Origin of the sequence: Streptomyces sp. NBC_01525, assembly GCF_045040405.1 — a bacterium.
Taxonomy (GTDB): Bacteria; Actinomycetota; Actinomycetes; order Streptomycetales; family Streptomycetaceae; genus Streptomyces; species Streptomyces benahoarensis.
The window spans coordinates 570,241-593,376 of record NZ_CP109397.1 but is presented as its reverse complement, the minus strand read 5'-3'; the positions used below and the strand labels follow the sequence as shown (position 1 = coordinate 593,376).

General features: G+C 71.2%; 18 protein-coding genes, 2 pseudogenes and 1 riboswitch. Of the genes and pseudogenes, 13 read left to right on the top strand and 7 right to left on the bottom strand.

The genetic code is table 11. From position 1 onward, the window contains the following. The first annotated feature begins 241 nt into the window (after nucleotides 1-241). The 6 genes from OG422_RS02645 to OG422_RS02620 all read left to right on the top strand — a co-directional run bounded on the left by OG422_RS02645 (nucleotide 242) and on the right by OG422_RS02620 (nucleotide 5,936). Nucleotides 242-1,144, top strand: coding sequence for a DUF881 domain-containing protein (locus tag OG422_RS02645; RefSeq protein ID WP_405739202.1), 903 nt, complete (start codon nucleotides 242-244; stop codon nucleotides 1,142-1,144). 130 nt (nucleotides 1,145-1,274) lie between these two features. Beyond that, entirely contained in the window at nucleotides 1,275-2,099 is an 825-nt protein-coding gene (locus tag OG422_RS02640; RefSeq protein WP_405739199.1) for an FHA domain-containing protein, read from the top strand. A 17-nt stretch (nucleotides 2,100-2,116) separates the two neighbouring features. Further along, nucleotides 2,117-2,863, top strand: coding sequence for a MerR family transcriptional regulator (locus OG422_RS02635; RefSeq protein ID WP_405739196.1), 747 nt, complete (start codon nucleotides 2,117-2,119; stop codon nucleotides 2,861-2,863). A 53-nt stretch (nucleotides 2,864-2,916) separates the two neighbouring features. Continuing rightward, nucleotides 2,917-3,390 carry a bifunctional nuclease family protein gene (locus OG422_RS02630; RefSeq protein ID WP_006606439.1) on the top strand — a complete coding sequence of 158 codons (474 nt, stop codon included), beginning with the start codon at nucleotides 2,917-2,919 and terminating at the stop codon, nucleotides 3,388-3,390. A 222-nt stretch (nucleotides 3,391-3,612) separates the two neighbouring features. Further along, the gene (locus OG422_RS02625) at nucleotides 3,613-4,215 is read left to right on the top strand and encodes a MerR family transcriptional regulator (RefSeq protein WP_143943253.1); all 603 of its coding nucleotides are present in this window, start codon (nucleotides 3,613-3,615) and stop codon (nucleotides 4,213-4,215) included. Nucleotides 4,216-4,301: 86 nt separating this feature from the next. Continuing rightward, a complete protein-coding gene (locus OG422_RS02620) occupies nucleotides 4,302-5,936 on the top strand; it encodes a DNA polymerase IV (protein WP_405739192.1) in 1,635 nt (544 codons plus the stop codon). 47 nt (nucleotides 5,937-5,983) lie between these two features. Here the strand turns inward: OG422_RS02620 and OG422_RS02615 are convergent, their stop codons facing one another. Next, nucleotides 5,984-6,364: a PRC-barrel domain-containing protein gene (locus OG422_RS02615; RefSeq protein ID WP_185994053.1), complete on the bottom strand. Its 381-nt coding sequence runs from the start codon at nucleotides 6,362-6,364 to the stop codon at nucleotides 5,984-5,986. A 114-nt stretch (nucleotides 6,365-6,478) separates the two neighbouring features. After that, nucleotides 6,479-6,575, top strand: a riboswitch (glycine riboswitch). A 185-nt stretch (nucleotides 6,576-6,760) separates the two neighbouring features. Here OG422_RS02615 and gcvP point away from each other — a divergent pair. After that, nucleotides 6,761-9,646 carry an aminomethyl-transferring glycine dehydrogenase gene (gcvP, locus tag OG422_RS02610; protein ID WP_405739188.1) on the top strand — a complete coding sequence of 962 codons (2,886 nt, stop codon included), beginning with the start codon at nucleotides 6,761-6,763 and terminating at the stop codon, nucleotides 9,644-9,646. A 61-nt stretch (nucleotides 9,647-9,707) separates the two neighbouring features. On the opposite strand, the gene OG422_RS02605 is transcribed toward gcvP, so the two are convergent. Both OG422_RS02605 and OG422_RS02600 read right to left on the bottom strand, forming a co-directional pair. Beyond that, nucleotides 9,708-9,914, bottom strand: a complete 207-nt coding sequence (locus tag OG422_RS02605) for a DUF5999 family protein (protein WP_143943666.1) — start codon at nucleotides 9,912-9,914, stop codon at nucleotides 9,708-9,710. A 369-nt stretch (nucleotides 9,915-10,283) separates the two neighbouring features. After that, a complete protein-coding gene (locus tag OG422_RS02600; RefSeq protein ID WP_143943665.1) occupies nucleotides 10,284-10,871 on the bottom strand; it encodes a hypothetical protein in 588 nt (195 codons plus the stop codon). Nucleotides 10,872-11,402: 531 nt separating this feature from the next. Here OG422_RS02600 and OG422_RS02595 point away from each other — a divergent pair. After that, nucleotides 11,403-12,977: a glutamate-cysteine ligase family protein gene (locus OG422_RS02595; protein WP_405739184.1), complete on the top strand. Its 1,575-nt coding sequence runs from the start codon at nucleotides 11,403-11,405 to the stop codon at nucleotides 12,975-12,977. Nucleotides 12,978-13,305: 328 nt separating this feature from the next. Here the strand turns inward: OG422_RS02595 and OG422_RS02590 are convergent, their stop codons facing one another. After that, on the bottom strand, nucleotides 13,306-15,093 hold the full coding sequence (locus OG422_RS02590) for a substrate-binding and VWA domain-containing protein (RefSeq protein ID WP_405739181.1): 1,788 nt from the start codon (nucleotides 15,091-15,093) through the stop codon (nucleotides 13,306-13,308). A gap of 304 nt (nucleotides 15,094-15,397) precedes the next feature. On the opposite strand from OG422_RS02590, the gene OG422_RS02585 reads away from it, so the two are divergent. Both OG422_RS02585 and OG422_RS02580 read left to right on the top strand, forming a co-directional pair. Beyond that, complete coding sequence (locus tag OG422_RS02585; RefSeq protein ID WP_185993876.1) at nucleotides 15,398-16,141, top strand: CPBP family intramembrane glutamic endopeptidase; 744 nt, start codon at nucleotides 15,398-15,400, stop codon at nucleotides 16,139-16,141. Between the two features lie 327 nt (nucleotides 16,142-16,468). After that, a complete protein-coding gene (locus OG422_RS02580; RefSeq protein WP_405739178.1) occupies nucleotides 16,469-17,809 on the top strand; it encodes a flavin monoamine oxidase family protein in 1,341 nt (446 codons plus the stop codon). A gap of 581 nt (nucleotides 17,810-18,390) precedes the next feature. On the opposite strand, the gene OG422_RS02575 is transcribed toward OG422_RS02580, so the two are convergent. Next, the gene (locus OG422_RS02575) at nucleotides 18,391-19,215 is read right to left on the bottom strand and encodes a PhzF family phenazine biosynthesis protein (protein WP_143941530.1); all 825 of its coding nucleotides are present in this window, start codon (nucleotides 19,213-19,215) and stop codon (nucleotides 18,391-18,393) included. Between the two features lie 202 nt (nucleotides 19,216-19,417). On the opposite strand from OG422_RS02575, the gene OG422_RS02570 reads away from it, so the two are divergent. Then, the gene (locus OG422_RS02570) at nucleotides 19,418-20,074 is read left to right on the top strand and encodes a PadR family transcriptional regulator (protein ID WP_405739174.1); all 657 of its coding nucleotides are present in this window, start codon (nucleotides 19,418-19,420) and stop codon (nucleotides 20,072-20,074) included. Here OG422_RS02570 and OG422_RS02565 read toward each other — a convergent pair. After that, a pseudogene (locus OG422_RS02565) lies at nucleotides 20,025-20,537 on the bottom strand (SRPBCC family protein). The gene OG422_RS02570 and the pseudogene OG422_RS02565 sit on opposite strands and share 50 nt — an antisense overlap. 409 nt (nucleotides 20,538-20,946) lie before the next feature. Between OG422_RS02565 and OG422_RS02560 the strand changes: the two are divergent. After that, nucleotides 20,947-21,480: a Clp protease N-terminal domain-containing protein gene (locus OG422_RS02560; protein WP_405739172.1), complete on the top strand. Its 534-nt coding sequence runs from the start codon at nucleotides 20,947-20,949 to the stop codon at nucleotides 21,478-21,480. A 219-nt stretch (nucleotides 21,481-21,699) separates the two neighbouring features. Further along, nucleotides 21,700-22,692 (top strand): EamA family transporter, encoded by a 993-nt coding sequence (locus OG422_RS02555; RefSeq protein WP_405739169.1) that lies wholly within the window; start codon nucleotides 21,700-21,702, stop codon nucleotides 22,690-22,692. 180 nt (nucleotides 22,693-22,872) lie between these two features. On the opposite strand, the pseudogene OG422_RS02550 reads toward OG422_RS02555, so the two are convergent. Continuing rightward, nucleotides 22,873-23,049, bottom strand: a pseudogene (locus tag OG422_RS02550) (FMN-binding negative transcriptional regulator); the annotation flags it as partial. Nucleotides 23,050-23,136 lie beyond the last annotated feature (87 nt).

Below are 23,136 nucleotides of genomic sequence, written 5' to 3'. Positions count from 1 at the left end.
TTCGGCCGCTGACGGGACGCCGCGCCCCGAGGGGGACGCGGCTCCGGAGTCGAAGCCCGGTGGGGAGGTCGCGCGCCGTCCGCGGACCGAGGCTCCCGTGCGCCGTCCGCAGGCCGGGGCTCCGGCGCGCCGTGAGCTTCCCGATGACGGTGCGGCACCTGTACGCCGTGAGCTTCCGGAGGCGGAAGTCGCGGGCCGGGCGGCGGACCGGCCCGAGCGGCGGCCGGCGGACCGGCGGCCGATGCCGCCCGAGAGCCGACTGCGGCCGGACGCCGGTGCGGGACACGCCGGTCGGGACGGTGAGGCCGGTCCTCGCGATCCGGCGGACGGAAGCGCCGCGTCCGGGGGTGCCTCGGGCGGCGGGAGCAGCGCGGGTGGGCGGCCGGACGGGGCGGTGGAGGGCGGCGACGGCGGGGAACCGCCGATGACCGGTCGCCAGCGGCTGCGCGCCGGTCTGTGGCCGCCGCGGCTGACCCGTGCTCAACTGATCGTCGCGGTGCTGCTGTTCATTCTCGGCCTGGGACTGGCGATTCAGGTACGTTCCACGAGTGACAGCAGCGCGCTACGCGGTGCGCGCCAGGAGGATCTGGTACGCATCCTGGACGAACTGGATAACCGCTCGCAGCGGTTGACGGATGAACAGCGGCGCCTGGAGGGGCAGAAGACCGAGCTGGAGAACAGCTCGGACCAGGCCGAGGAGGCGCGTAAGCAGACCGTGGAGAAGGAACAGCAGCTGGGCGTGCTGGCCGGGACCGTCGCGGCCCAGGGGCCCGGCATCAACCTGACCATCAACGACCCGACGCACTCCGTGGAGGCGGACAAGCTGCTCGACACGATCCAGGAGCTGCGTGCCGCGGGTGCCGAGGCGATTCAGGTGGACGACGTCCGTATTGTTGCGAACAGTTACCTCTCGGATGTCCGCGGCGGAGTGGAGATCGACGGCAAGAGGGTCACGCAGCCGTACCGTTTCAAGGTCATCGGGAAGCCGCAGGATCTGGAGCCGGCGCTCAACATCCCCGGTGGTGTGGTGCAGACTCTGGAAAAGGAGCAGGCCACGGTGGGTGTCACGGGTGAGCAGAAGATCATCGTGGACGCCTTGCGAGAGGCGAAGCGGCCTGACTACGCTCGGTCGTCATCGCAGTGAGAGAGACGCGTATGGGGATGGCCCGGGAAGGGCATGAGGTAGCGGGGGGTCGACGCACCGTGTATGGGGCGTGTGAGGGAAACTGTCTGGAGGCCGCGGACGTTCACAGGATGTCCGGATCGGCCGGTGTGTGCATCGAGGGTTCGTCCTGCCCCACGGGCGGGTCTGTTTCGTACAAGGGGAATCGCCCGTGAAGTTGTTTGGAAAGCTGTTCGGCAAGAGTGCACGCCAGGAGGGCGACAGCGGCACGGCGCGGCACCGCGCCCCGCGTCAGCCCGAGGAGGGCGGCGCCGGAGCGGACCGTCCGCTCTTCCGCGATGAGGTCGCGGGTGGTCCCGGGGCGGGTGCTGGTGACCCGTGCGGTGCCGGTCGCATAGGTGCCCAGGGCTCTGCGGCGCCGGGCGCGGAAGGGGCGGCGGGCTCGACCTGCCCGAGGTGTGGTCACCGGAACGCCGAGGTGGGCAAGTTCTGTTCGCAGTGCGGCGCGCCGTTGCGTGCGGGCGCACAGCCCGAGCGCCCGTCCGAGACGACGTCGACGATCTCGATCTCCGGTATCGAGGCGTACGACGGGGAGAGCACGGGGCAGAACCTGAGCCCGTCGCTGTCGCCCGAGGCGCAGGCGGCGGTCGACGCGCTGCCGCTGGGATCCGCGCTGCTGATCGTCCGCCGGGGGCCCAACTCCGGCAGCCGCTTCCTGCTGGACGGCGAGCTGACGACGGCGGGCCGGCATCCGCAGAGCGACATCTTCCTCGACGATGTGACGGTCTCCCGCAGCCATGTGGAGTTCCGCCGCGGTCAGGACGGTGTCTTCACTGTCGCCGACGTCGGCAGCCTCAACGGCACCTACGTCAACCGCGAGCGGATCGACTCCGTCGCTCTGGCCGGCGGTGACGAGGTGCAGATCGGCAAGTACCGCCTGGTCTTCTACCCGAGCCAGCGGGGCGCGGGGATCTGACCGGCCAGGGAAGGCATATGCGCCATACACCGACAGGTGGTGCCGGTTGGTCCGGCACCACCTCCTCGGACGGCAAGCCGGTGAGTATCGGCGCGGTGCTCGGCCTGCTGCGCGAGGAGTTCCCCGAGGTCACGATCTCCAAGATCCGTTTCTTGGAGGCCGAGGGACTCGTCGAGCCGACGCGTACGCCGTCCGGGTACCGCAAATTCACCACCGCCGATGTCCAGCGCCTCGCGAGCGTGCTGCGGATGCAGCGGGACCACTACCTCCCGCTGAAGGTCATCCGTGAGCACCTCGATGCCCAGGAGCGCGGCGAGGAGGTGCCGCTGCCCGCCCCGGCGCCCTCCAGGGACCTGGTGGAGGGCGTCCCCGAGTTGGGCGAGGAGCGGCCCGCGACGGCCCGGATCGGCCGTGCCGAGCTGCTCGCCGCCGCCGAGGTGGACGAGGCCGAGCTGGCCGAGTGGGAGGCGTACGGCCTGCTCACCGCCGATGCGGAGGGCAGCTACGGCGGCGAGGCCGTCGGTATCGCCCGGCTCGTCGCGGATCTCGGCGGTTTCGGGCTCGAACCGCGTCATCTGCGGGCCGTGAAGGCGGCCGCCGAGCGCGAGGCCGGCCTGGTGGAACAGGTCGTGGCGCCGCTGCGGCGGCACCGTAATCCGCAGACCAGGGCGCATGCGGAGGCGACGGCCAGGGAGCTGGCCACCCTCTCCGTGCGGCTGCACGCCGCGCTCGTCGAGAGCGCGCTGCAGGCCCATCTCCGGTGAGCAAATACCTGCCCGACTACCCAAACCTGCCGGGCACGTCCTAGGGTTGCTGTGTGAACGAGCTCGACGTCGTGGGTGTCCGGGTGGAAATGCCTTCCAGCCAACCGATCGTGCTCCTGCGGGAGGTGGGAGGCGATCGTTACCTGCCCATTTGGATCGGGCCGGGGGAGGCCACCGCCATCGCCTTCGCCCAGCAGGGCATGGTCCCTGCCAGGCCGCTGACGCACGACCTTTTCAAGGATGTGCTGGAAGCGGTGGGCCAGGAGCTGACGCAGGTCCGCATCACGGATCTGCGTGAGGGGGTGTTCTACGCCGAGCTGGTCTTCGCCAGCGGGGTGGAGGTCAGTGCACGACCGTCCGACGCGATAGCGCTGGCGCTGCGCACCGGTACGCCGATCTTCGGCACCGATGGTGTGCTGGACGACGCGGGCATCGCCATTCCGGACGAGCAGGAGGACGAGGTGGAGAAGTTCCGCGAGTTCCTCGACCAGATCTCACCCGAGGACTTCGGCACCAACAGCCAGTGACAGCGGCCGGTGGCGGCGCTCTAGTGGGCGCCGCAAGGAACCGGCCATCAGCTGACGTTTTCGGCCAACCAGCTACGCCTTCCCCGTCTCGGGGTACGAGAAACCACTCGTGGGGTGATTATCACTCGGCGCGGCGAGCGCGGCGATCGTTGACGCACCCCGAGTGACTGCATACCGTCGATATGGCAGGTCCCGTCCGGGACGTGGAGGACGGAGGGCGGCGTGGCAATCACCGGTGACGGTACGGCGGAGGGGGCGTTGCCGCTCCCTTCGGGCATGGTGGCGGACCGTGCCCCGGTACAGGCCGCCGCGGTGTCGGCGGAGCGTGGAACGGCGGTCATCGGTTACCGAGGACCGACCGCGTGTGCGGCCGCGGGCATCACTTACCGGCAGCTCGACTACTGGGCGCGTACCGGCCTGGTGGAGCCGAGCGTCCGCCCGGCGTACGGCTCGGGGACCCAGCGGCTCTACAGCTTCCGGGACGTCGTCGTTCTGAAGATCGTCAAGCGGCTGCTGGACACGGGCGTGTCGCTCCAGAACATCCGCACCGCCGTGCAGCACCTGCGCTCCCGGGGCCTGGCCGATCTGACGCGGATGACGCTGATGAGCGACGGCGCGACGGTCTATGAATGCACCTCCCCGGATCAGGTGGTCGATCTCCTCCAGGGCGGTCAGGGCGTCTTCGGCATCGCCATCGGCGTGGTGTGGCGGGACGTGGAGAGCACGTTGTCCCAGCTGCACGGTGAGCGGGTGGACACGGGCGAGACCCTGGTCGGGCAGAACCCGCACGACGAGCTGGCCCGGCGGCGCAACCGCGCGGGCTGAGCCCCGGCCGCCTCCGGGCGGCCTTCGCCGGACGTTCCGGCCCTGCTCGGGGCCGATTGTCAGTGGTATGCGGCAGCATCGGTCGTGTGAGACGTGTGCCGACGATTCTGCATCTCGACATGGATGCGTTCTTCGCGGCCGCCGAGCAGGCGGCCAAGCCCAGCCTGCGCGGTAAGCCGGTGGTCGTGGGCGGGATTGGGCCGCGCGGCGTCGTCTCGACCGCGTCGTACGAGGCACGGGTCTTCGGGGTCCGGTCGGCGATGCCGACAGCTCAGGCACGCAGGCTGTGCCCCAACGCCGCCTATCTCAGTCCGCGCTTCTCCGTCTACCGGCAGGTCAGCGACAGCGTCATGGAGCTGCTGCACGGGCTGTCGCCGCTGGTCGAGCCGTTGAGTCTGGACGAGGCGTTCGTCGACCTGGAGGCGGGCGGCGTCGCGGCCGACTCCGCCGCCGCCCGCGCGGTCGGCGAGCAGCTGCGGCGCGACATCAGGGCTGTCACGGGGCTGACGGGCTCGGTGGGGCTGGCCGGGGCCAAGATGCTCGCCAAGATCGCATCGGAGGCGGCCAAGCCGGACGGTCTGCGGATCATCGAGCCGGGCACCGAGCGGGAGCTGCTGGGACCGATGACCGTCCGCACCCTGCCGGGTGTCGGACCGGCGACGGCCGAGGCACTGCGCCGGGCGGGGATCACGACCGTCGCGGAGACCGCCGAGGCGGGGGAGGCGGAGCTGGTGCGGCTGCTGGGGAGGGCGCACGGGGCGGGGCTGTACGCGATGGCGCTGGGCCGGGACGACCGGCCGGTCGTCGCCGAGCGGGACGCGAAGTCGGTGTCGGTGGAGGACACCTTCGAGGTCGACCTCACCGACCGCACCCGGGTGCGCAACGAGCTGGTGCGGCTGGCGGAGCGGTGCGTGCAGCGGCTGCGAGCCGCCGGTCGCTCCGGCCGCACGGTCGTGATCAAGGTACGGAACTACGACTTCTCGACCCTGACGCGGTCGGAGACGCTGCGCGGGCCCACCGATGACCCGGCGGTGGTGCGGGAGGCGGTGATCCGCCTGCTGGGCCTGGTGGACACCACGGGCGGGGTGCGGCTGCTGGGGGTGGGGGTGAGCGGGCTGGCCGACTTCACGCAGGAGGATCTGTTCGCCCAGCTGGCCACGGAGCGGGAGGCCGTCGAAGCGGCTCAGCTGGCCCTGGGGGCGGCCGCGGGGGACGAGGAGCGGGGCGGGGCGGAGCCGGAGGAGGCGCGGCCGCGGCGCTGGCATCCCGGGCTGGACGTCGTCCATGACGAGTACGGCGCCGGATGGGTGCAGGGCAGCGGGGTGGGGCGAGTGACGGTGCGCTTCGAGCAGCCGTGGTCGGCGCCGGGGCGGGTCCGGACCTTCGCCGTGGACGATCCGGCGCTACGGCCCGGGGAGCCGTTGCCGCTGGTGGGTGGCGCGCCGATGGCGGGTCCCGTAGGGGGTGAGGCAGCGCCGGTCATGGGCGGAGAGAGCGGGCCGAGCGGGATATCCGGTCGCCCGATATCCGGCGGTCCGGAGTCGGACGACCCGGAATCGGGCCCCCTGGAGTCGGGCCGGGCGGAGCCGGGTCACCAGGAGCCGGATTGCCCGGAGCCTGACCGGGCAGGGGCGTCACCCGATGGCGAGCCCGTACGTGGGGCGGCTTCCCCCGGCCCGTCGACGATCTCCTCCTCGGGAGGTGCCTGCCGCGGCTCGTAACCCATCGGCCGGGCGCAGAACGTCGGGCTGTGTATCTGGGACGGCCGTCAGCCGTCCGACCCCGCGACGTTGCCGAAGTTCTTGTCGGCAGGGGGACGGTCGACGTCCCCCGGGGAGGTGATGTCCAGCCGGTAGTGGTGGTAGAGCTGGAGTTCCTGCTCGGGGGAGAGGTGGCGGCCGACGCCGAAGTCGGGGGCGTCCTTGATCAGCTTGCGGTCGTAGGGGATGTGCAGGGCGTCGTCGACCAGGCGGCTCGGCTCCAGGGGGACGAAGGCATCGCGGCTGAAAAGACCGGTGCGCACTGCCGCCCATTCGGGTTCGCCGGTCGCGTCGTCGAGGTAGACCTCGTCCACGGTGCCGATCTTGGCGCCCTGGCGGTCGTATGCCTTGCGGCCGATCAGGCTCCGCGGGTCGATATCGGTTTGCACGGCCCCTCCAACTGGTCGCAACTGCCTTGTGACACCTACCAAACGGCACATTTCGTATGTCGGCCACTCGAAGGATCCCCCAGATGACGCGCTGGTAGGCTGGCAAATGGCCGCTGATCCCGTGCGGGAGAGTCCACGTCGTTCGCGGCGCGGACGCCGAAGGAGCAAATCCTCCCCGGAAACTCTCAGGCACACGTACCGCTCGGACGAGGTCACTCTGGAAAGCAGGGCGGGCCACGGACGACGCAGCGCCGGAACCCCTCCTCACCGACGGTGAAAGCCGGGCCGCAGCGGTGGGCCGGTGAAGCTCTCAGGTTGAGATGACAGAGGGGGAGGCCGTCCGGGCACCAGCGCCGTGTGCCCCTCGTAGGTCGTTGAGACCAGGAGGCCCCGCAGATGACCACCAATCGCATCCCCCTGACCGAGCTGGAGCGCGGTACGCCCTTCGCGCACCGGCACATCGGTCCGGATCATGAGGCGCAGGCGAAGATGCTCGCGCAGGTCGGATTCGGTTCGCTGGACGAGCTGACCGCGGCCGCCGTGCCCGATGTGATCAAGAGTGCCCAGGCGCTGGGGCTCCCGCAGGGCCGTTCGGAGGCGGACGTCCTCGCCGAGCTGCGCGCCCTCGCCCAGCGCAACCAGGTCCTGTCGTCCATGATCGGCCTCGGCTACCACGGCACGTTCACGCCGCCGGTGATCCTGCGCAACGTCATGGAGAACCCCGCCTGGTACACGGCGTACACCCCGTACCAGCCGGAGATTTCGCAGGGTCGGCTGGAGGCGCTGCTGAACTTCCAGACGATGGTCGCCGACCTCACCGGCCTGCCCACCTCGGGCGCGTCGCTCCTCGACGAGGGCACCGCGGCCGCCGAGGCCATGGCGCTCTCCCGGCGGGTCGGCAAGGTCAAGCAGGGCGTCTTCCTCGTCGACGCCGACTGCCTGCCGCAGACCATCGCCGTCATCAAGACGCGCGCCGAACCCACCGGCGTCGAGGTCGTCGTCGCCGACCTCGTTGACGGCATCCCGGCGGAGATCGCCGAGCGCGGCGTTTTCGGTGTGCTGCTGCAGTACCCCGGGGCGTCCGGCGCGGTCCGCGACCCCCGCGCGGTCATCGCGCAGGCTCAGGAGCTGGGCGCCGTCGTCACCGTCGCCGCCGACCTGCTGGCCCTGACCCTCCTCACCTCGCCGGGCGAGTTGGGCGCCGACATCGCGGTGGGCACCACCCAGCGCTTCGGCGTCCCGATGGGCTTCGGCGGCCCGCACGCCGGATTCATGGCCGTACGCGAGAAGTTCGCCCGGAGCCTGCCCGGCCGCCTGGTCGGTGTCTCGGTCGACGCCGACGGCGCCAAGGCGTACCGCCTCGCCCTGCAGACCCGTGAGCAGCACATCCGCCGTGAGAAGGCCACCAGCAACATCTGCACCGCGCAGGTGCTGCTCGCTGTCATGGCCGGAATGTATGCGGTCTACCACGGCCCGGACGGGCTGGCCGCCATCGCCTGCCGTACCCACCGCTACGCCACGGTCCTCGCCGAGGGCCTGAAGGCCGGTGGCGTGGAGCTGCTGCACGGCGCGTACTTCGACACCCTGACCGCCCGGGTACCGGGACGGGCCGTCGACGTCGTCGCCGCGGCCCGGGACGCCGGTGTCAACCTCCGCCAGGTCGACGCGGACCACGTCGGCATCGCCTGCGACGAGACCACCGGCCGGGCGCAGCTCGCCGCCGTCTGGCGCGCCTTCGGCGTCTCCGGCGATGTCGAGCAGCTGGACGCGGTGGCCGCCGATGCGCTGCCCGAGGGCCTGCTGCGCACCGACGGCTACCTCACCCACCCCGTCTTCCACCAGCACCGTTCCGAGACCGCGATGCTGCGCTACCTGCGCCGCCTGTCCGACAAGGACTACGCGCTCGACCGCGGCATGATCCCGCTCGGCTCCTGCACGATGAAGCTGAACGCGACGACGGAGATGGAGCCGGTCACCTGGCCGGAGTTCGGGCAGCTGCACCCCTTCGCCCCCGCCGAGCAGGCGCAGGGCTACCTCACGCTGATCCAGGAGCTGGAGGAGCGGCTGGCCGCCGTCACCGGCTACGACAAGGTCTCCCTCCAGCCGAACGCCGGATCCCAGGGCGAGCTGGCCGGTCTGCTGGCGGTGCGTGCGTACCACCGCGCCAACGGCGACGAGCAGCGCACCGTCTGCCTCATCCCGTCGTCGGCGCACGGCACCAACGCCGCGAGCGCCGTGATGGCCGGGATGAAGGTCGTCGTCGTCAAGACCGGCGAGGACGGCGAGGTCGACACCGAGGACCTGCACGCCAAGATCGACAAGCACCGCGACGAGCTGGCCGTCCTGATGGTCACGTACCCGTCGACGCACGGTGTGTTCGAGGAGCACATCAGCGAGATCTGCGCGGCGGTGCACGACGCGGGCGGCCAGGTCTACGTGGACGGCGCCAACCTCAACGCGCTGGTCGGCCTCGCCGAGCCCGGGAAGTTCGGTGGCGACGTCTCGCACCTGAACCTCCACAAGACCTTCTGCATCCCGCACGGCGGCGGTGGCCCCGGCGTCGGCCCGGTCGGCGTCCGCGCCCACCTCGCGCCGTACCTGCCCAACCACCCGCTGCAGCCCACCGCGGGCCCGGAGACCGGCGTCGGCCCGATCTCCGCCGCGCCCTGGGGTTCGGCCGGAATTCTGCCGATCTCCTGGGCGTACGTCCGCCTCATGGGTGGCGAGGGCCTCAAGCGCGCCACGCAGGTAGCGGTGCTCTCCGCGAATTACATCGCCAAGCGCCTGGAGCCGCACTTCCCGGTGCTCTACACCGGTCCCGGCGGGCTGGTCGCGCACGAGTGCATCATCGACGTCCGGCCGCTGACCAAGGCCACGGGCGTGAGCATCGACGACGTCGCCAAGCGCCTCATCGACTACGGCTTCCACGCCCCGACGATGTCGTTCCCGGTGGCCGGCACGCTGATGATCGAGCCGACCGAGAGCGAGGACCTCACCGAGCTGGACCGCTTCTGCGACACGATGATTGCCATCCGCGCGGAGATCGAGAAGGTCGGCACCGGCGAATGGGACAAGGACGACAACCCGCTGCGCAACGCCCCGCACACCGCGGGCGCGCTCCGCGGTGAGTGGTCGCACCCGTACACCCGCGAGGAGGCCGTCTTCCCGGCAGGTGTCGTGGCGGCGGAGAAGTACTGGCCGCCGGTCCGCCGCATCGACGGTGCCTTCGGCGACCGTAACCTCGTCTGTTCCTGCCCGCCGCTGACGGAGTACGACGGCTGACGTCCGCGCAGCGATGAGGGCCCTCGGCGATCGCGCCGGGGGCCCTTTGACGTGCGACGGGTCAGACGGTGGTGGCGACCCGGTTCGTGCCGTCCGGACGGTGCGGGGCGATGACCTGACCGTCCGGCAGAAGCTCACCGGTGTCCTCGAAGAGGAGGACGCCGTTGCACAACAGGCTCCAGCCCTGCTCCGGGTGGTGCGCCACGGGATGCGCGGCTTCCCGGTCGGTGGAGTCGGCTGACGGGCAGGGCGGCTGGTGCTGACACATGGGCGTTGTCTTTCGCTGCGGATGGGTGAACGTCGTCGTGCGGCTCGATGAGCGTGAAGTGGTCATGGCCGCTTCCCCCGTTTCCTTCGGTTGGACTCAGTGTTGCCCCGCGGACGGATTTCCGCAGGTATTTCGCAGCAGTGGTACGCACTCGATACGGACGTGTCACCCGTGCGGGCGGTTGCTCCCAAATGCGCACCGTGCCAGGGGGGTTGAGGGAGGGGCGGTGGACGGTTGCACGTGGGTCGCACAGCCGGGCGCCCCGCGGCCTCGGGGGCTCGCGGGGCGCTCGGCCGTGTGGTGCGTACGCCGTGTGGAGGGTGCCGGTCCGGCGGTCGGTGTCCGTCCGCCGGTCGTTTCCGGACGCGCTCAGGCGGTGGAGCCGAGGAGCGGCGGCGGGGCGAGCCGGTCGCTGAGCCGGGGCAGGAGGTCGGCCACCCGCTGCGGGAGGTGCGCGGCGATCCCGGGCGGCGCGGGGGCCAGCGGCACCAGGAGATCGCCCGCGGCCGGCAGTCCCGAGGTGCCGTCTGAGGCGGTGTCGTGGTGCAGCCACAGCGTCAGCATGTACAGCTCCGGTACGGACAGTAGCCGCGGCTGGTACGCGGCGCTGAGCGATTCGGCTTGGTGAAGGGCCTGTTCGGTCGCCGTGACGTACGGGCCGCCGCAGAAGTGGGCGAACGCCCAGCCGTCCGCCGTCAGCCGCGCCTCGGCCGCGGCGACCGGCCGCTCGCCGCCGAGCACCAGGAAGCGCCACCCGGCCAGACGGGTGCGGGGCGGGGTGCCGGTGCGGCCGATGCCGTCCAGGACGTGGACCGGGAGCGGGTGGTCGGCGCTGAGCGGGCCCTGATGCGCGCGGAGTGCGGCGGGGCGGGCCTCGCGGACGGCGGTGGGCGAGCCGAGAGCGGTGAGGACGCTGCGCAGGGCGGGTGCGGGGGCAGCGGGTACGTGCAGCGGCATGGTGGTCGCCTCTCACTTGGGAGACACGGTGAGGCACGGCAGACGCGGACGGCGTTGTCAGCGTGCGGGGTCGGAGCCGGGCGCGTATCTCCGCGCAGGGGCGCGCAACGCGACACGGGGCCCAAGTCTCCGCCTCGTGAACGGAGTTTATACGACGTATGTTCCCGCGGTGTTTCCCGTAATCGCTCCCATGATTTCTGGCAAGAGGTAATCCGGACCCATTAAAGAGGCGTTTCCTCCTTCTTTGTGTGGAGGGCGGGAGGATCGCCTCCATATTCTCCCGTCAGGCGGTAGGCCGAATACTCCCGGTGGATATCCGGGAGAATTGTCGGCGGCGGTTGTCGTCGCAATATGCCAACGGTACGTGCCAGGCTCTCCGCCACTTCGAGCCTATCGACAGCCGAACGCCCTTGAGGCGTTATGGATCAGATCACCGGGGCATCATCGACCGTGATGCGTGCCCCGGTGGTGCCGGGGACGGCCCCGGACGGCCCGTGGCTGCGGGCCGTCCACTGGAGGAAGGACCCTTCGATGGGGGAGAAGGTCGCCGCGGACGGCATCGGCCTGGCGGACCGGGAGCGTTATCGAAGAAAGCTTCAGGAGTGTCTTGAGGGGTTGGCGAGGCTGCTGGGGGAAAGACGGTTCGACCGGCCGAAGAATCTGGTGGGCCTGGAGATCGAACTCAATCTCGCCGGGGCCGACGGACTTCCCCGGATGATGAACTCCCAGGTGTTGGAGCGTATTGCGAGCCAGGATTTCCAGACCGAACTCGCCCGCTGCAATCTCGAAGTGAACATCACCCCGCACCGGCTGCACGGGCAGGTCTTCGAGCAGCTCGCCGAGGAACTCCGCACCGCGCTCGCCTATGCCGACCGCAAAGCCCGCGAAGTGGCCGCCCGGATCGTGATGATCGGTATTCTGCCGACCCTGGACACCACCGATCTCACCGCCGCAAGCCTCTCCGAGAATGACCGCTATTTCCTGCTCAACGACGAAATGCGGTCGGCGCGCGGCGAGGACTTCGCGCTCGATATCCAGGGCGTCGAGCGGCTCATTGCCCGATCGCCGTCGATAGCCCCGGAGGCCGCGTGCACCTCCGTACAGCTGCATCTCCAGGTGACGCCCGGCCGGTTCGCCGCGGTGTGGAACGCGGCCCAGGCTCTCGCCGCCGTCCAGGTGGCCGTCGGTGCCAACTCGCCGTTCTTCTTCGGCCGTGAGCTGTGGCGCGAATCGAGGCCGCCGGTCTTCCAACAGTCCACCGACACCCGGCCACCGGAACTCCAGGCGCAGGGGGTGCGCCCGCGCACCTGGTTCGGGGAGCGCTGGATCGATTCGGCATACGACCTCTTCGAGGAGAACGTGCGGTATTTCCCGCCGCTGCTGCCGCTCTGCGGAACACAGCACCCGCTGCGCGTCCTCGACGCGGGCGGCGTGCCCGACCTGGCGGAGCTGGTGCTGCACAACGGCACCGTCTACCGGTGGAACCGTCCGGTGTACGCGGTCGCCGACGGCATACCGCATCTGCGGGTCGAGAACCGTGTGCTGCCGGCCGGTCCCACCGTCGCCGACGTCCTTGCCAACACCGCCTTCTATTACGGGCTGGTGCGGGCGCTCGCCGAGGAGCCGCGTCCGGTGTGGACCCGGCTGCCGTTCGCTGCCGCCGCGGAGAACTTCGCCGCCGCCTGCCGCCATGGCATCGACGCCACGCTGCGCTGGCCGCGTCCGGGGCGGGGCGGGGTCGCGGAGATGCCGGTGACGCGGCTGGTCCAACAGGAGCTGCTGCCGCTGGCCGCCGCCGGGCTGGACGCCTGGGGCGTCGAACCGGCCGACCGGGACCGCTACCTCGGCATCATCGAGGAACGCTGCGTCCGCCGTACCAACGGCGCCTCCTGGCAGACCGCCGCCTACCACCATGCGCGGGAACAGGGCCTGGACCGCGGGGCCGCACTGGCTGCGATGACCAGCCGCTACGGCGAACTGATGCGGTCCGGCGAGCCGGTGCACACCTGGCCCGTCGCCTGGCCCGCGGTCCGCCGTACCGTACCGCCGCCGCGCCGCGCGGAAGCGAACGGGTGGGGGAGCGGGGAGAGGGCGGACGGGGGATGAGGCGGGGAGTCTTGGGGGGCTGACCGGGTGGGGCGTCGGGCCTGGGGGCCGGCTTCGGGGACGGGGCGTCTGAGGGCTTCCCGAGGTGCCTGTCCGGTGGGTGCGCTTCGGGGGCGGTTTGCCTGGGAGGCGTTTGCCCGGTGCGTTCGGGATGGAGTCGCCCAGGGGGCCGGAGGCGGCTGGTCCGGGGAGGCGGGAAGCGGCTTGCCCCGGGGCCTTGAGCTGGGTGGTCGCCCTTTGGGGGACGGGCCGTCGGCGGCTCGCCCCGGAGACGAGGCCGGGGGCCGCCCGCCGTCGGGGCAGGTCCGGTGCGCTCCGGTCGCTCGTGCTACCCCTGCTCCTCGCTGCCCGCGGCGACGATGGCCTGCCGGATCACCTTGTCGATCTGTGACGGGTCCTCGACCTCGTGGGCGGAGCCGCCGGTCGGGGCGACCATGCGGTCCAGTGCCGACCGGTCGGCCTCCGGGCCGAGCGCGAGGGCGATCAGCGGTATCGGCTGCCCCGGGTCAGTCAGTTTCTTCACCTGCTCCACCAGGCCGTCCAGGCCGATGCTGTCGGCGTCGTCGTCCGCGCCGTCGGTGACCACCACGACCGCGTTGAACTTCCCCTCCGCATACGACGACCGGGCCTCGCGGTACGCGGCGAGCGTGGTGTCGTACAGCCCCGTGCCGCCACCGGGGACGGGCGCGAGCATCTGCAGGGCGGCCGCGAGGCCGTCACGGTGGGTGGAGCCGCCGGAGTCCCGGCCGCCGAGCCGGGTGGTGGGGGACACCTCCAGGTAGTCGCGGGAACCGTCGAGCACCGTGGCGAACTTCCACAGCCCTATCTCGTCGTCCGGCGTGAACGTCGTCAGCGCCCGGAGTAGCGAATCCCTGGCCAGCGTCATTCGTGACCGGCCGCCGCTGCCGGGCACCGCGAGCCCCATCGACGACGAGGCGTCGACCACCGTGGTGAGCCGGGCGTTCTGCACGGTGACCGTCCACATGCCGAGCAGCGCCCGGATCTCCTTGGCGGACGGCAGCGGGGCGGCGTCCTGGGTGTACGGCTGGGGCGCGCGTCCGCCCGCCGCACGGGTCACCTTCTCATCGGCCCTGCCGTGGCCCGCCCGGAAGCCGTGGGTGCGTAGCACCTGCTGACCCTCGGGCGTGGCCAGCAGGGTCATGAAGCGGCTGGCGGCGCGCGACTGATCGGCGTCGAGCTGGTTCTCGTCCACGAGGGTGTACGGGTAGTCGAGCTGGGCGGTGCCGTCCGCGGGGTAGAAGAGCTCCAGCCCGGGCCCGGCGGCGGCGCGGTTGTGCGCGAACGCGGCCTGTTCTGAGAGGAGGACCGTCTGATTGCGGTGCGGATCGGCCGTCTCGGCGTCGGAGGCGTCACGCGGCAGCGTCGCGGCGAGTTCTTCGTCGCCGTCGGCGAGCCACCGGTGGAGCACCTTGGCGGCGGCGGCCGTCCGGCCCTGTGCCGTGTCGGCGTCCTCGCCCGTCTTCTCCTTCCGGTAGGCGGCGTCGATGCGCGAGAGTGCGAGGAGTCCGGTGGCGCTGCGCGCGGGATCGGCCACCCCGAGCGGCAGAGTGCCGTCGTCGGCAGCCTTCGCCATCGCGGCCCAGCCGTACGTCTTCTCCGGCCAGCCCAGCTTCTCGGCGGCGGCGGGCACGGCACCCAGCGCGAGGGGGGAGGCCGCGATCGTTCCGCTGGTGGTCAACGGCGTGCCGCTGGCCGCTTCCACGCGGTCCTCCCAGAGGGTGGAGTCCGGTATCCACACCTGGAATTCGTTGTGTGCCGGGCGCTGCGCGAGTGAGTCGGCTACCTCCGCTCCGGAGCGCGCCGTCACCTTGACGTCCAGGCACTTCCCGTCGGTACGTGTCTCATCGCGCCGTGCCTGGTCCGCCACGTCGTCGAGGGCGGGGGCGATGTCGGGCGAGGCGACGACATCGAGCCGGACGGAGTCGCCGCCACACGGTTTGCCGAACGGCAGCAGATCGGCGCGCAGCACCACCACCGTGCCCGCCGCGAGAGCGAGGACCAGCGCCGTGGCCAGCACGACGGTGCGGCGGCGCGTGCCGGGCCGGGGCCCCGCGCCGTCCGGTTCGGAGCTGTCGGGCAAGCTGTGACGTCCCATCGCGGTAGCGCCTCTCCTGCGTCACGGAGCTCGATCGGGACTCGGCGGAGGCAGGGCACACCACGTGGGACGGCGCTTGCCCCGGCCTGTCGCGCGATCTTCGTACCTGGTGCGGCGACCCTAACCGGGCAGGCATGGCACGGGTGGCGGTATCGCGGAAGTGGTGGAAGTGATGGATGCGCAGGCAGGGGCGCGAGCGGAGAAAGCGGTGAAAGTGGAGAAATCTGTGGGGTCGGATGTGGATGTCCGTGGTGAGGCCGACGTACCCGGTGATGGGCGGCCGGGGGAGTCCCTGTCCCGGAAGATGCTGCGGAACGAGACGCTTCTGGTGCTGGCCCTCTCGCTGGGGGCCAGCGGTGTGTCCGCGCTGATCAGTTTCCTCGGCGCGGTGACCCGCTCCGACGGCCTCAAGGAGCAGGTGGCGACGTTGAACGGCTCCCATGCGCCCGGCCGTCCGTGGCTGGACCTCGCCTGGCAGCTCTTCGGGATCACGACGGCGCTGGTGCCGGTCGCCCTGGTGGCGCATCTGTTGCTGCGGGAGCGCGTGGGAGGGCTCCGTGCGCTGGGATGCGACCGACGCCGTCCCGGGTTCGACCTGGGGCGCGGTACGGCGCTCGCCGCGGTGATCGGCGGCAGCGGGCTGCTGCTCTACCTGGGTGCGCGGGCGGCGGGCTTCAACCTCACGGTGGTGCCCGAGGCGCTGCCGGACGTGTGGTGGAAGTTCCCCGTACTGATCGCCTCCGCCGTGCAGAACGCCGTCCTGGAGGAAGTCATCGTCGTCGGCTACCTGCTGCGCCGCCTGGGGCAGTTGGGCTGGACGCCGATGGCCGCACTCGCCGCCAGCGCCGTGCTGCGCGGCTCGTACCACCTCTACCAGGGCATCGGTGGCTTCGTCGGCAACATGGTGATGGGCGTGATCTTCGTCCTCCTTTACCGGCGGTGGGGCCGCGTAGGCCCGCTGATCGCCGCGCATGCCCTGATCGACATCGTGGCCTTCCTGGGGTACGCGCTGCTCGCGGGCCGGGTGGACTGGTTGCCGACGTTGTAGGCGCAGGGCGCGGGGTGCGCCGGATGGATGCGGCGGGGGTGAGCCGTTCGGTCTGGTGTGTGGCTTGTTCGAGGGGGATGGTCCGGTGGCCCGGAGCGTGTGGTGCACGTCGGGTGTTGCAGGGCCGGCCCCGAAAGGACCGGGGTGCGGAGGTGGGCCGACAGCGGTGAGTTTCCGCGGTGGTGGCCCTGCGGGGGTGGTTGCCCATACCGGGTGAACCGGGCCATGAGCGGTGTGGCGCGCCCCGTGAGCCCGCCGTCCGACCATGATCCTGAAGGTGCCGACGGCCCGTACGGCGCAGGCCGGGCGGAATGAGACAGGGAAGCGGTGACCGGAGTGAGTGAGCGCGACGCGGTGGTTGTCGGCGCAGGATTCGCGGGCCTCAGCGCCGCGCAGGAACTCCACCGGGCGGGCTGCGACATTCTCGTACTGGAAGCCCGCGGCCGGGTCGGCGGGCGGGCCTTCACCCGCTTTCTGCCCGACGGCACCCAACTTGACCTGGGCGGACAGTGGATCTCCTCCGGCCAGCTCCGGATCAGCGAATTGGTCCGCCACTACGGCATCGCCACCTACCCGACCCCGCAGTACGGCTCCTCGGTGATCGACTACGACGGGGAGCACCGGACCGCGCTCCCCGACGAGGTGACCGCGCTCCTCCGGGAACTCGACACGCTGTGCGGGCATGTCCCCGTGAAGAGCCCGTGGACCGCTGCCGACGCGGTGGCCTGGGACCGGCAGACCTTCGCCACCTGGCTCGATGGGACCGGTGCCCCGGATGCCGCGAAGCGCTACGTCGGCCGGGTCATCTCCGGCGGACTCCTCGCCGGAAGCCCTTCGGAGACCTCCCTGCTCGAAACGCTCTTCTACCTGGCCAGCGGCGGAGGGACCGAGGCGCTGCTCGGCTTCCGGGGCGGGGCGCAGGAGACCCGTATCGTCGGCGGAGCACAGGAGATCGCCGAGCGGATGGCCGCCGATCTGCCCGACGGCTCCGTCCGGCTGTCCGAGCCGGTCGTCGGCATCGCCCACGACCACACCGGGGTCCGCGTCACCACGACACCGGGGGAGTACCGCGCGGCGCGGGCCGTGATCACGCTGCCGCCCGTACTCGCCGGGAGCCTCCGCTACGACCCGCCGCTGAGCGCCCCGAGGGCAGGTGTCTTCCAGCGTATGACGGCCGGTACCGCGCTGAAGGTCCATGCCGTGTACCCCGAGCCCTTCTGGCGGGACGAGGGGCTGTCGGGGGTGTCGACGTCGGCAACGGGCGTGCTCACGGAAACCGTCGACAACACGCCGCCAGAGGCCCCGAGGGCGGTGCTGACCGCGTTCGCCTACGGCGACGACGCAGCCCACATGCGGGCCCGTCCGCCCGGGGAGCGCCGGGAGAGCATCACCCGCCGCCTCGGCGAACTGTTCACCGAGCGGGCGGCGGAACCGCAGGAGTTCATCGAGTTCGACTGGCTCGCGGAGGAGTGGACCCGGGGCTGTTTCTCCGGGCACTTCACCCCCGGTGGATGGACGGCCTTCGGCAATGCTCTGCGTCTGCCGGAGGGGGCGCTCCACTGGGCGGGCACGGAGACCGCCGTGCACGGAAACGGTTACTTCGAAGGGGCCGTCGAGTCCGGTCGTCGCGCGGCCCGGGAAGTGCTCCACGCCCTCGACTCCCGCTGAGACCACGCCGATTGGTCTGTGGCCCCGCGCCGCGTACCAGGGGTCGGACGCCGGAGCCGTGCCGACGTCGTCCACCGTCGGTGCAACCGCGCCCCTCGGTTTCCTGCCGGGGCGGATGCCCGAGGGCCGTGCCACCGGACTCCGGCACGCACCAGGCCGGCCGCGGCGTCTTCCCGAGTGGCCCGGCCCGGGCGCGACCGGCCCCGGTTCATGCAGGCCGGTGGTGTTCGGTGCGGAGGCTAGAAGCGTGCCGCTCCCCGCATCGGACTTCGGCCCGTTGGGTGGTTCCCTCCCCGGCAGCTCCGTTCGTCCGGTCCCTGAACAGCTCGGCGGCCTGTGGTGCGACATCGCCGGAACCTCTTTCCCCCGTCAGATCCTCGCGCCGGCCGCCGCCTCAGGCGCCGACCAGATCTTTCACGAAGAGAAACACCGCCATCCCGCCGCTGGTTGCCGAGAACGCTCGCGAGTGCCGGGAAATGGCAGAGGAGGCGGCCTGAAGAAGGCTCGGACACGACCGGAAGCAGCGCAGTGCGGTGCCCCGGAAAGGTTCCGAGGCCCGGGGCACCGCATCCATACGGTGTTCAGGGCGTGGCGAGGAGTTCCCCGTCGATCACGGTGACGGCGGAGCCGATCAGCAGGGTGCGGTCGCCGTGCAGCTGGGTGTGGATGAGGCCGGTGCGAGCACCCCCTTGCAGGCTGGTGAGGGTGTCCCGGCCGATCCGGGCGGCCCAGAACGGCGCGAGCGCGGTGTGGGCGCTGCCCGTCACCGGGTCCTCGTTGATACCGACATGGGGGAAGAAGCAGCGGGCCCGGACGTCGTAACTGCAGTCGGTTGTGTCGGCGCGCGCGGTGGCGATCACACCCCTGCCGTCGTGCCCGGCCAGCGCCGCGAAGTTCGGCGACAGGCAGTCCACGGACTCTTCATCAGCCAGCTCGACCAGCAGGTCGCCGACCTGGGGACCCGTCTCGTACGCGCCGCGGATCGGGACGCCGCCCAGCCCGCGGACGACCGACAGCGGAACCTTCACAGGGGTGAGCGGGGCAGTCGGGAAGTCCATGGTGAACGTGGCGTCGTCGTTCGCGGTCGTGGTCAGGACACCGCTGCGGGTGGCGAAGCGGACCGTTCCGGTGGCCGCCCCGGTGGTGTGCAGGACATGCGCGGTGGCGAGCGTGGCGTGTCCACACATGGTGACCTCGGTGGTCGGAGTGAACCACTTCAGCGCCCAGTCCGCCTCGCCACCGGGAGGCAGGGGATGGGCGAACGCGGTCTCCGATTGGTTCGCCTCTCGGGCGACGTCCTGCATCCAGTACCTGGAAGGGAAGTCATCCGAGTCCAGAAGGACAACTCCCGCCGGGTTGCCGGTGAACGGGCGTGTGCTGAACGCATCGACGATACGAATCCTCATGCCGAGGACCCTAGGCCACCCGCTCCGCCACAGTTCAGGGCCAATCCCGAGAAATTGGCACGTCTGCGGGCGGCATCGAGGCGTGCCCGCTCTTGCCGAAAGAACGATACCGATATATCGTTGACGCATCGCGATCGGTCAATGAAGTGGTTGGCCGGCGACCGGTTGGCCGCTGGGCCACCGACTGACGAAAGGACAGCTCATGCGATCCCACGGACACGGACAGGAAACCGGATTCGGTCGCGGCCCCTGGAGTGCCGGCCGACACGGTGGTCCCGGGGCCCGCGGCCCGGGTGAACCGGGCGGATTCGGTGGCTTCGGTGACCGGTTCGAAGGTCGCCGCGCCTTCGGGCCCTTCGGGCCCCCCTTCGGTGGACCGCAGTTCGGCGGTGGCCGGGGGCGTGGCGGGCCGCGTGGCCGCGCCCGGCGCGGCGACGTGCGCGCCTCGATCCTCGCGCTGCTCAAGGACCGTCCGATGCACGGCTACGAAATGATCCAGGAGATCGCCGAGCGCAGCGGCGGCGCCTGGAAGCCCAGCCCCGGCTCGGTCTACCCGACCCTCCAACTCCTGGAGGACGAGGGTCTGATCGCCAGCGCCTCCGAGGGGGGCAAGAAGCTCTTCTCCTTGACGGAGGAGGGGCGCACGGAGGCCGACGGCGGCCCCGAAGCCCCCTGGGAGGAGGCCGGGCGTGGCGTCGACTGGGAGGCCATGAACGAGATCCGCAAGGCCGGCGGCGGTCTCGTCGACGCCTTCCGGCAGGTATGGGCTACCGGCACCCCTGAGCAGCGGGAAAAGGCGATGGCGGTGGTCAACAAGGCGCGGAAGGAGCTTTATCTGATCCTCGCTGAGGAGGACTGAGGGCCGGGGGTGCACGGCCCCCCGCCCCGGCGTGCGGATATCCGCCCGCGGCGAGTTCGCTCAGCGACGTCTGCAGCGCCGAGCTCGCGGAGTCCTTGAGCTTTCCGGCCATCAAGGACACCGCGGCGCCGGTGAACTCCCCGTCGATGCGTACCGTCGTCGCCCCGCCGTCCGGCTCCAGCGCGTACCGCATTACCAGCGTCACGCCCATCGGGCCCTTGCCTCGGATGTCCAGCAGCCGCTCCGGCCGCAGTTCCCGTACCGTCCAGCGGACCTCGGCCGGGAAGCCCATCAGCTTCATGCTTTCCTCGTACTCCGCGCCCGTCTCCAGAGGATCCGGCCCGCCTTGAGGGAAGTCGGTGTGCGTGGCGTTCCACCGGCCGTAGCCCTCGAAGTCGGTGAGCCGCTCTCAGATCTGCCCGGCTGGAGCCTCGATGCGGACCTGCGCGGTGACTGCGGCCATACGACCACCCCTTTAGGTGACGACATGCCTGACGGGTCCGCGGAAGGTATCCGCACCGACGACAACCTTCAATACTGATGGCCCGTCAATGCCAGCGATCAGCCGGGCCACACCGGCGCCTCCGAGAGCCACAGCGGCGTGGCCGCCCGCCGGTCGAGCGTCGAGGCGCGCCACGGTGGGATGCTGCACTGGGCAGTGCTCCCTCGTAGGTCCGTCACGGGAGGACGTCGGAGAGCAGCGGCCGGGCTTCCCGGCACAGGAGGGGGGCCGCCGGATATGTCGCCCTCACGGCGCCCACTTCTCCTCCGTAAGGAGGAGAAGTGACGGGCTTCTCCCCAACCATGGTGGGATGTGTAAATGCTCCCCACCGGGGATGCCCGGGCCTTTCGTGGCTGGTGGGGTGGTAAGCGTGCAAAACCGTACTGCGTACAGCGGCGGGGAGGTCCCCGCGCGGGTGGATATGGACGCGCAGCTCACCGTTGAGCTGGCGTCGGTGATATCCGCTGCCCGCCGACGGGCCACGCGGGACGGTGATCGTCAGGTCGACACCGCACACCTCCTGCACGGTCTGCTGGAGTGGGACCCGGCCGTACGGGATGCCTTCGACGGCGGGCCGCCCCAGATCGCCCGGCTCCTCGGCTACCTCGTCCAGCGCAGCATCGGATACGGGCTCCAGTGGCACGGCACCGTCGAGGATTCCGGCGCGGTGCCCATGGTGGCCGAGGGGGGCGTACCGGGATGGTCGCCCGCCGCGGCCGCAGCCATGGACGGTGCCCTCGACCGCGCGCACGCCCGCTACGCCCTCCGTGCGGGTTGCCTGGATCTGCTGGCCGCCTTGGTGGATGATCCCGAGTCCCGTGCCGTCGAGGTGCTGCGCCGCGCCTCCGTCGACACCGCGCGACTCGCGGCCCGCCTGGATGGGGACACCGCCGACCTGGGGTGATGGCCAGCTGACGGCTGCTCCGTGGTCGGGAGACGAGAGGAGCCGGTAAGGGGTGACTCCGCCCATGGCGCCTGTCATGATGACCCGATGCACGCGTCTTCGGGGAGCCCTGCCGCTACGAACGCCCGGCCGGGTCGGGGTACTCACGGCGCCGGGGGATCGTCCGCGTCCCCTCCCGCCCCCGGGGCGGGAGGGCCCACGGCCACCGCGGGCCGAGGGATGAGCCTGGCCCTCGCGCTGCTTTCCGCCGTCGCCTTCGGCGGCTCCGGCGTCGCCGCCAAACCCCTGATCGAGGCGGGACTGGAACCCCTCCACGTCACCTGGCTCCGTGTCGCGGGCGCCACCCTGGTGATGCTTCCCGTGGCCTGGCGCCACCGCTCCCTGGTGCGGCGCAGGCCCGCGCTGCTCGCCGGATTCGGGCTGCTCGCCGTCGCGGGTGTCCAGGCGTGCTACTTCGCCGCGCTCTCCCGCATCCCCGTCGGTGTCGCGCTCCTCATCGAGTATCTTGCGCCCGCCCTGGTGCTCGGCTGGGTCCGCTTCGTCCAGAAGCGGCCGGTCACCCGCGCCGCCGCGATCGGTGTGGTCCTCGCCGTCGGTGGCCTGGCCTGCGTTGTCGAGGTGTGGTCCGGGCTCAGCATCGATGCGCTGGGACTCGCTCTCGCCCTGGGCGCAGCCTGCTGCCAGGTCGGCTACTTCGTCCTTTCGGACCACGGAACCGATGGCGAGGACACCGTCGACCCGCTCGGCGTCGTCGCGTACGGGCTGCTGATCGGCACCCTCGTCCTCACCGTGATCGCCCGCCCCTGGGGGATGGACTGGTCGGTGCTCGGCGGGACGACCTCGATGAACGGCACCGACGTCCCCGCTGCGCTACTGCTCGCCTGGATCGTGCTGGTCGCGACCGTCCTTGCCTATCTCACCGGTGTGGTGGCGATCCGTCGTCTGTCGCCCCAGGTCGCCGGTGTCGTGGCCTGCCTGGAAGCGGTGATCGCGACGGTCCTGGCCTGGGTGTTGCTGGGCGAACATCTCTCCCCTCCGCAGATCTTCGGCGGCGTCGTGGTGCTGGTCGGCGCCTTCATCGCACAATCGTCGACGCCGACGGCTGGGCGCCGGGAGGAGACCACCGTGGTCGCCGGGTCGCCCGGAGCCGTGGCCACCGACAGCGCGGACGCGACGGGCGAGCGCGAGCGCGGGGAACGGCTGCCCGACTGAGGCGGTGCCGGTGAACGCCGGTCGTTGCCGGAGTGCAGGAGTCGCCGGGGAGCACCCAGGAGCCCTTGGCGGGTGGGCTGCCAGGCGGTGAAGTCGGGCGGTTGCCCCGGATGGCGACTGCCCGGCCGCACCATGTGCCGCGCCCCAGGCCGCCTGCCCTCAGCACGGGGTGCGGGCACCTCACGGCGTCCGGGTGTGCCCCTCGCGAGCGGCTGCGAGACGACGTTGCTGGTGGACGCGGGCGGCGGCATCGCCCGGCGCGTTCCGCTCGGCCAGCCGATCGGATATGCGCTGCTGTACGGCCTCGGACCGCTTTCCGGCGTACTTGAACTTGGCCCGCACCTCTTGTACCTGCACTGGTGCGGGGATCGGGGTGGATGGGCGACTGCAGCGGGCTGACCAGTATCTATGCAGGTCAGGGCTTGTATGGAGTGGATTGGGGCG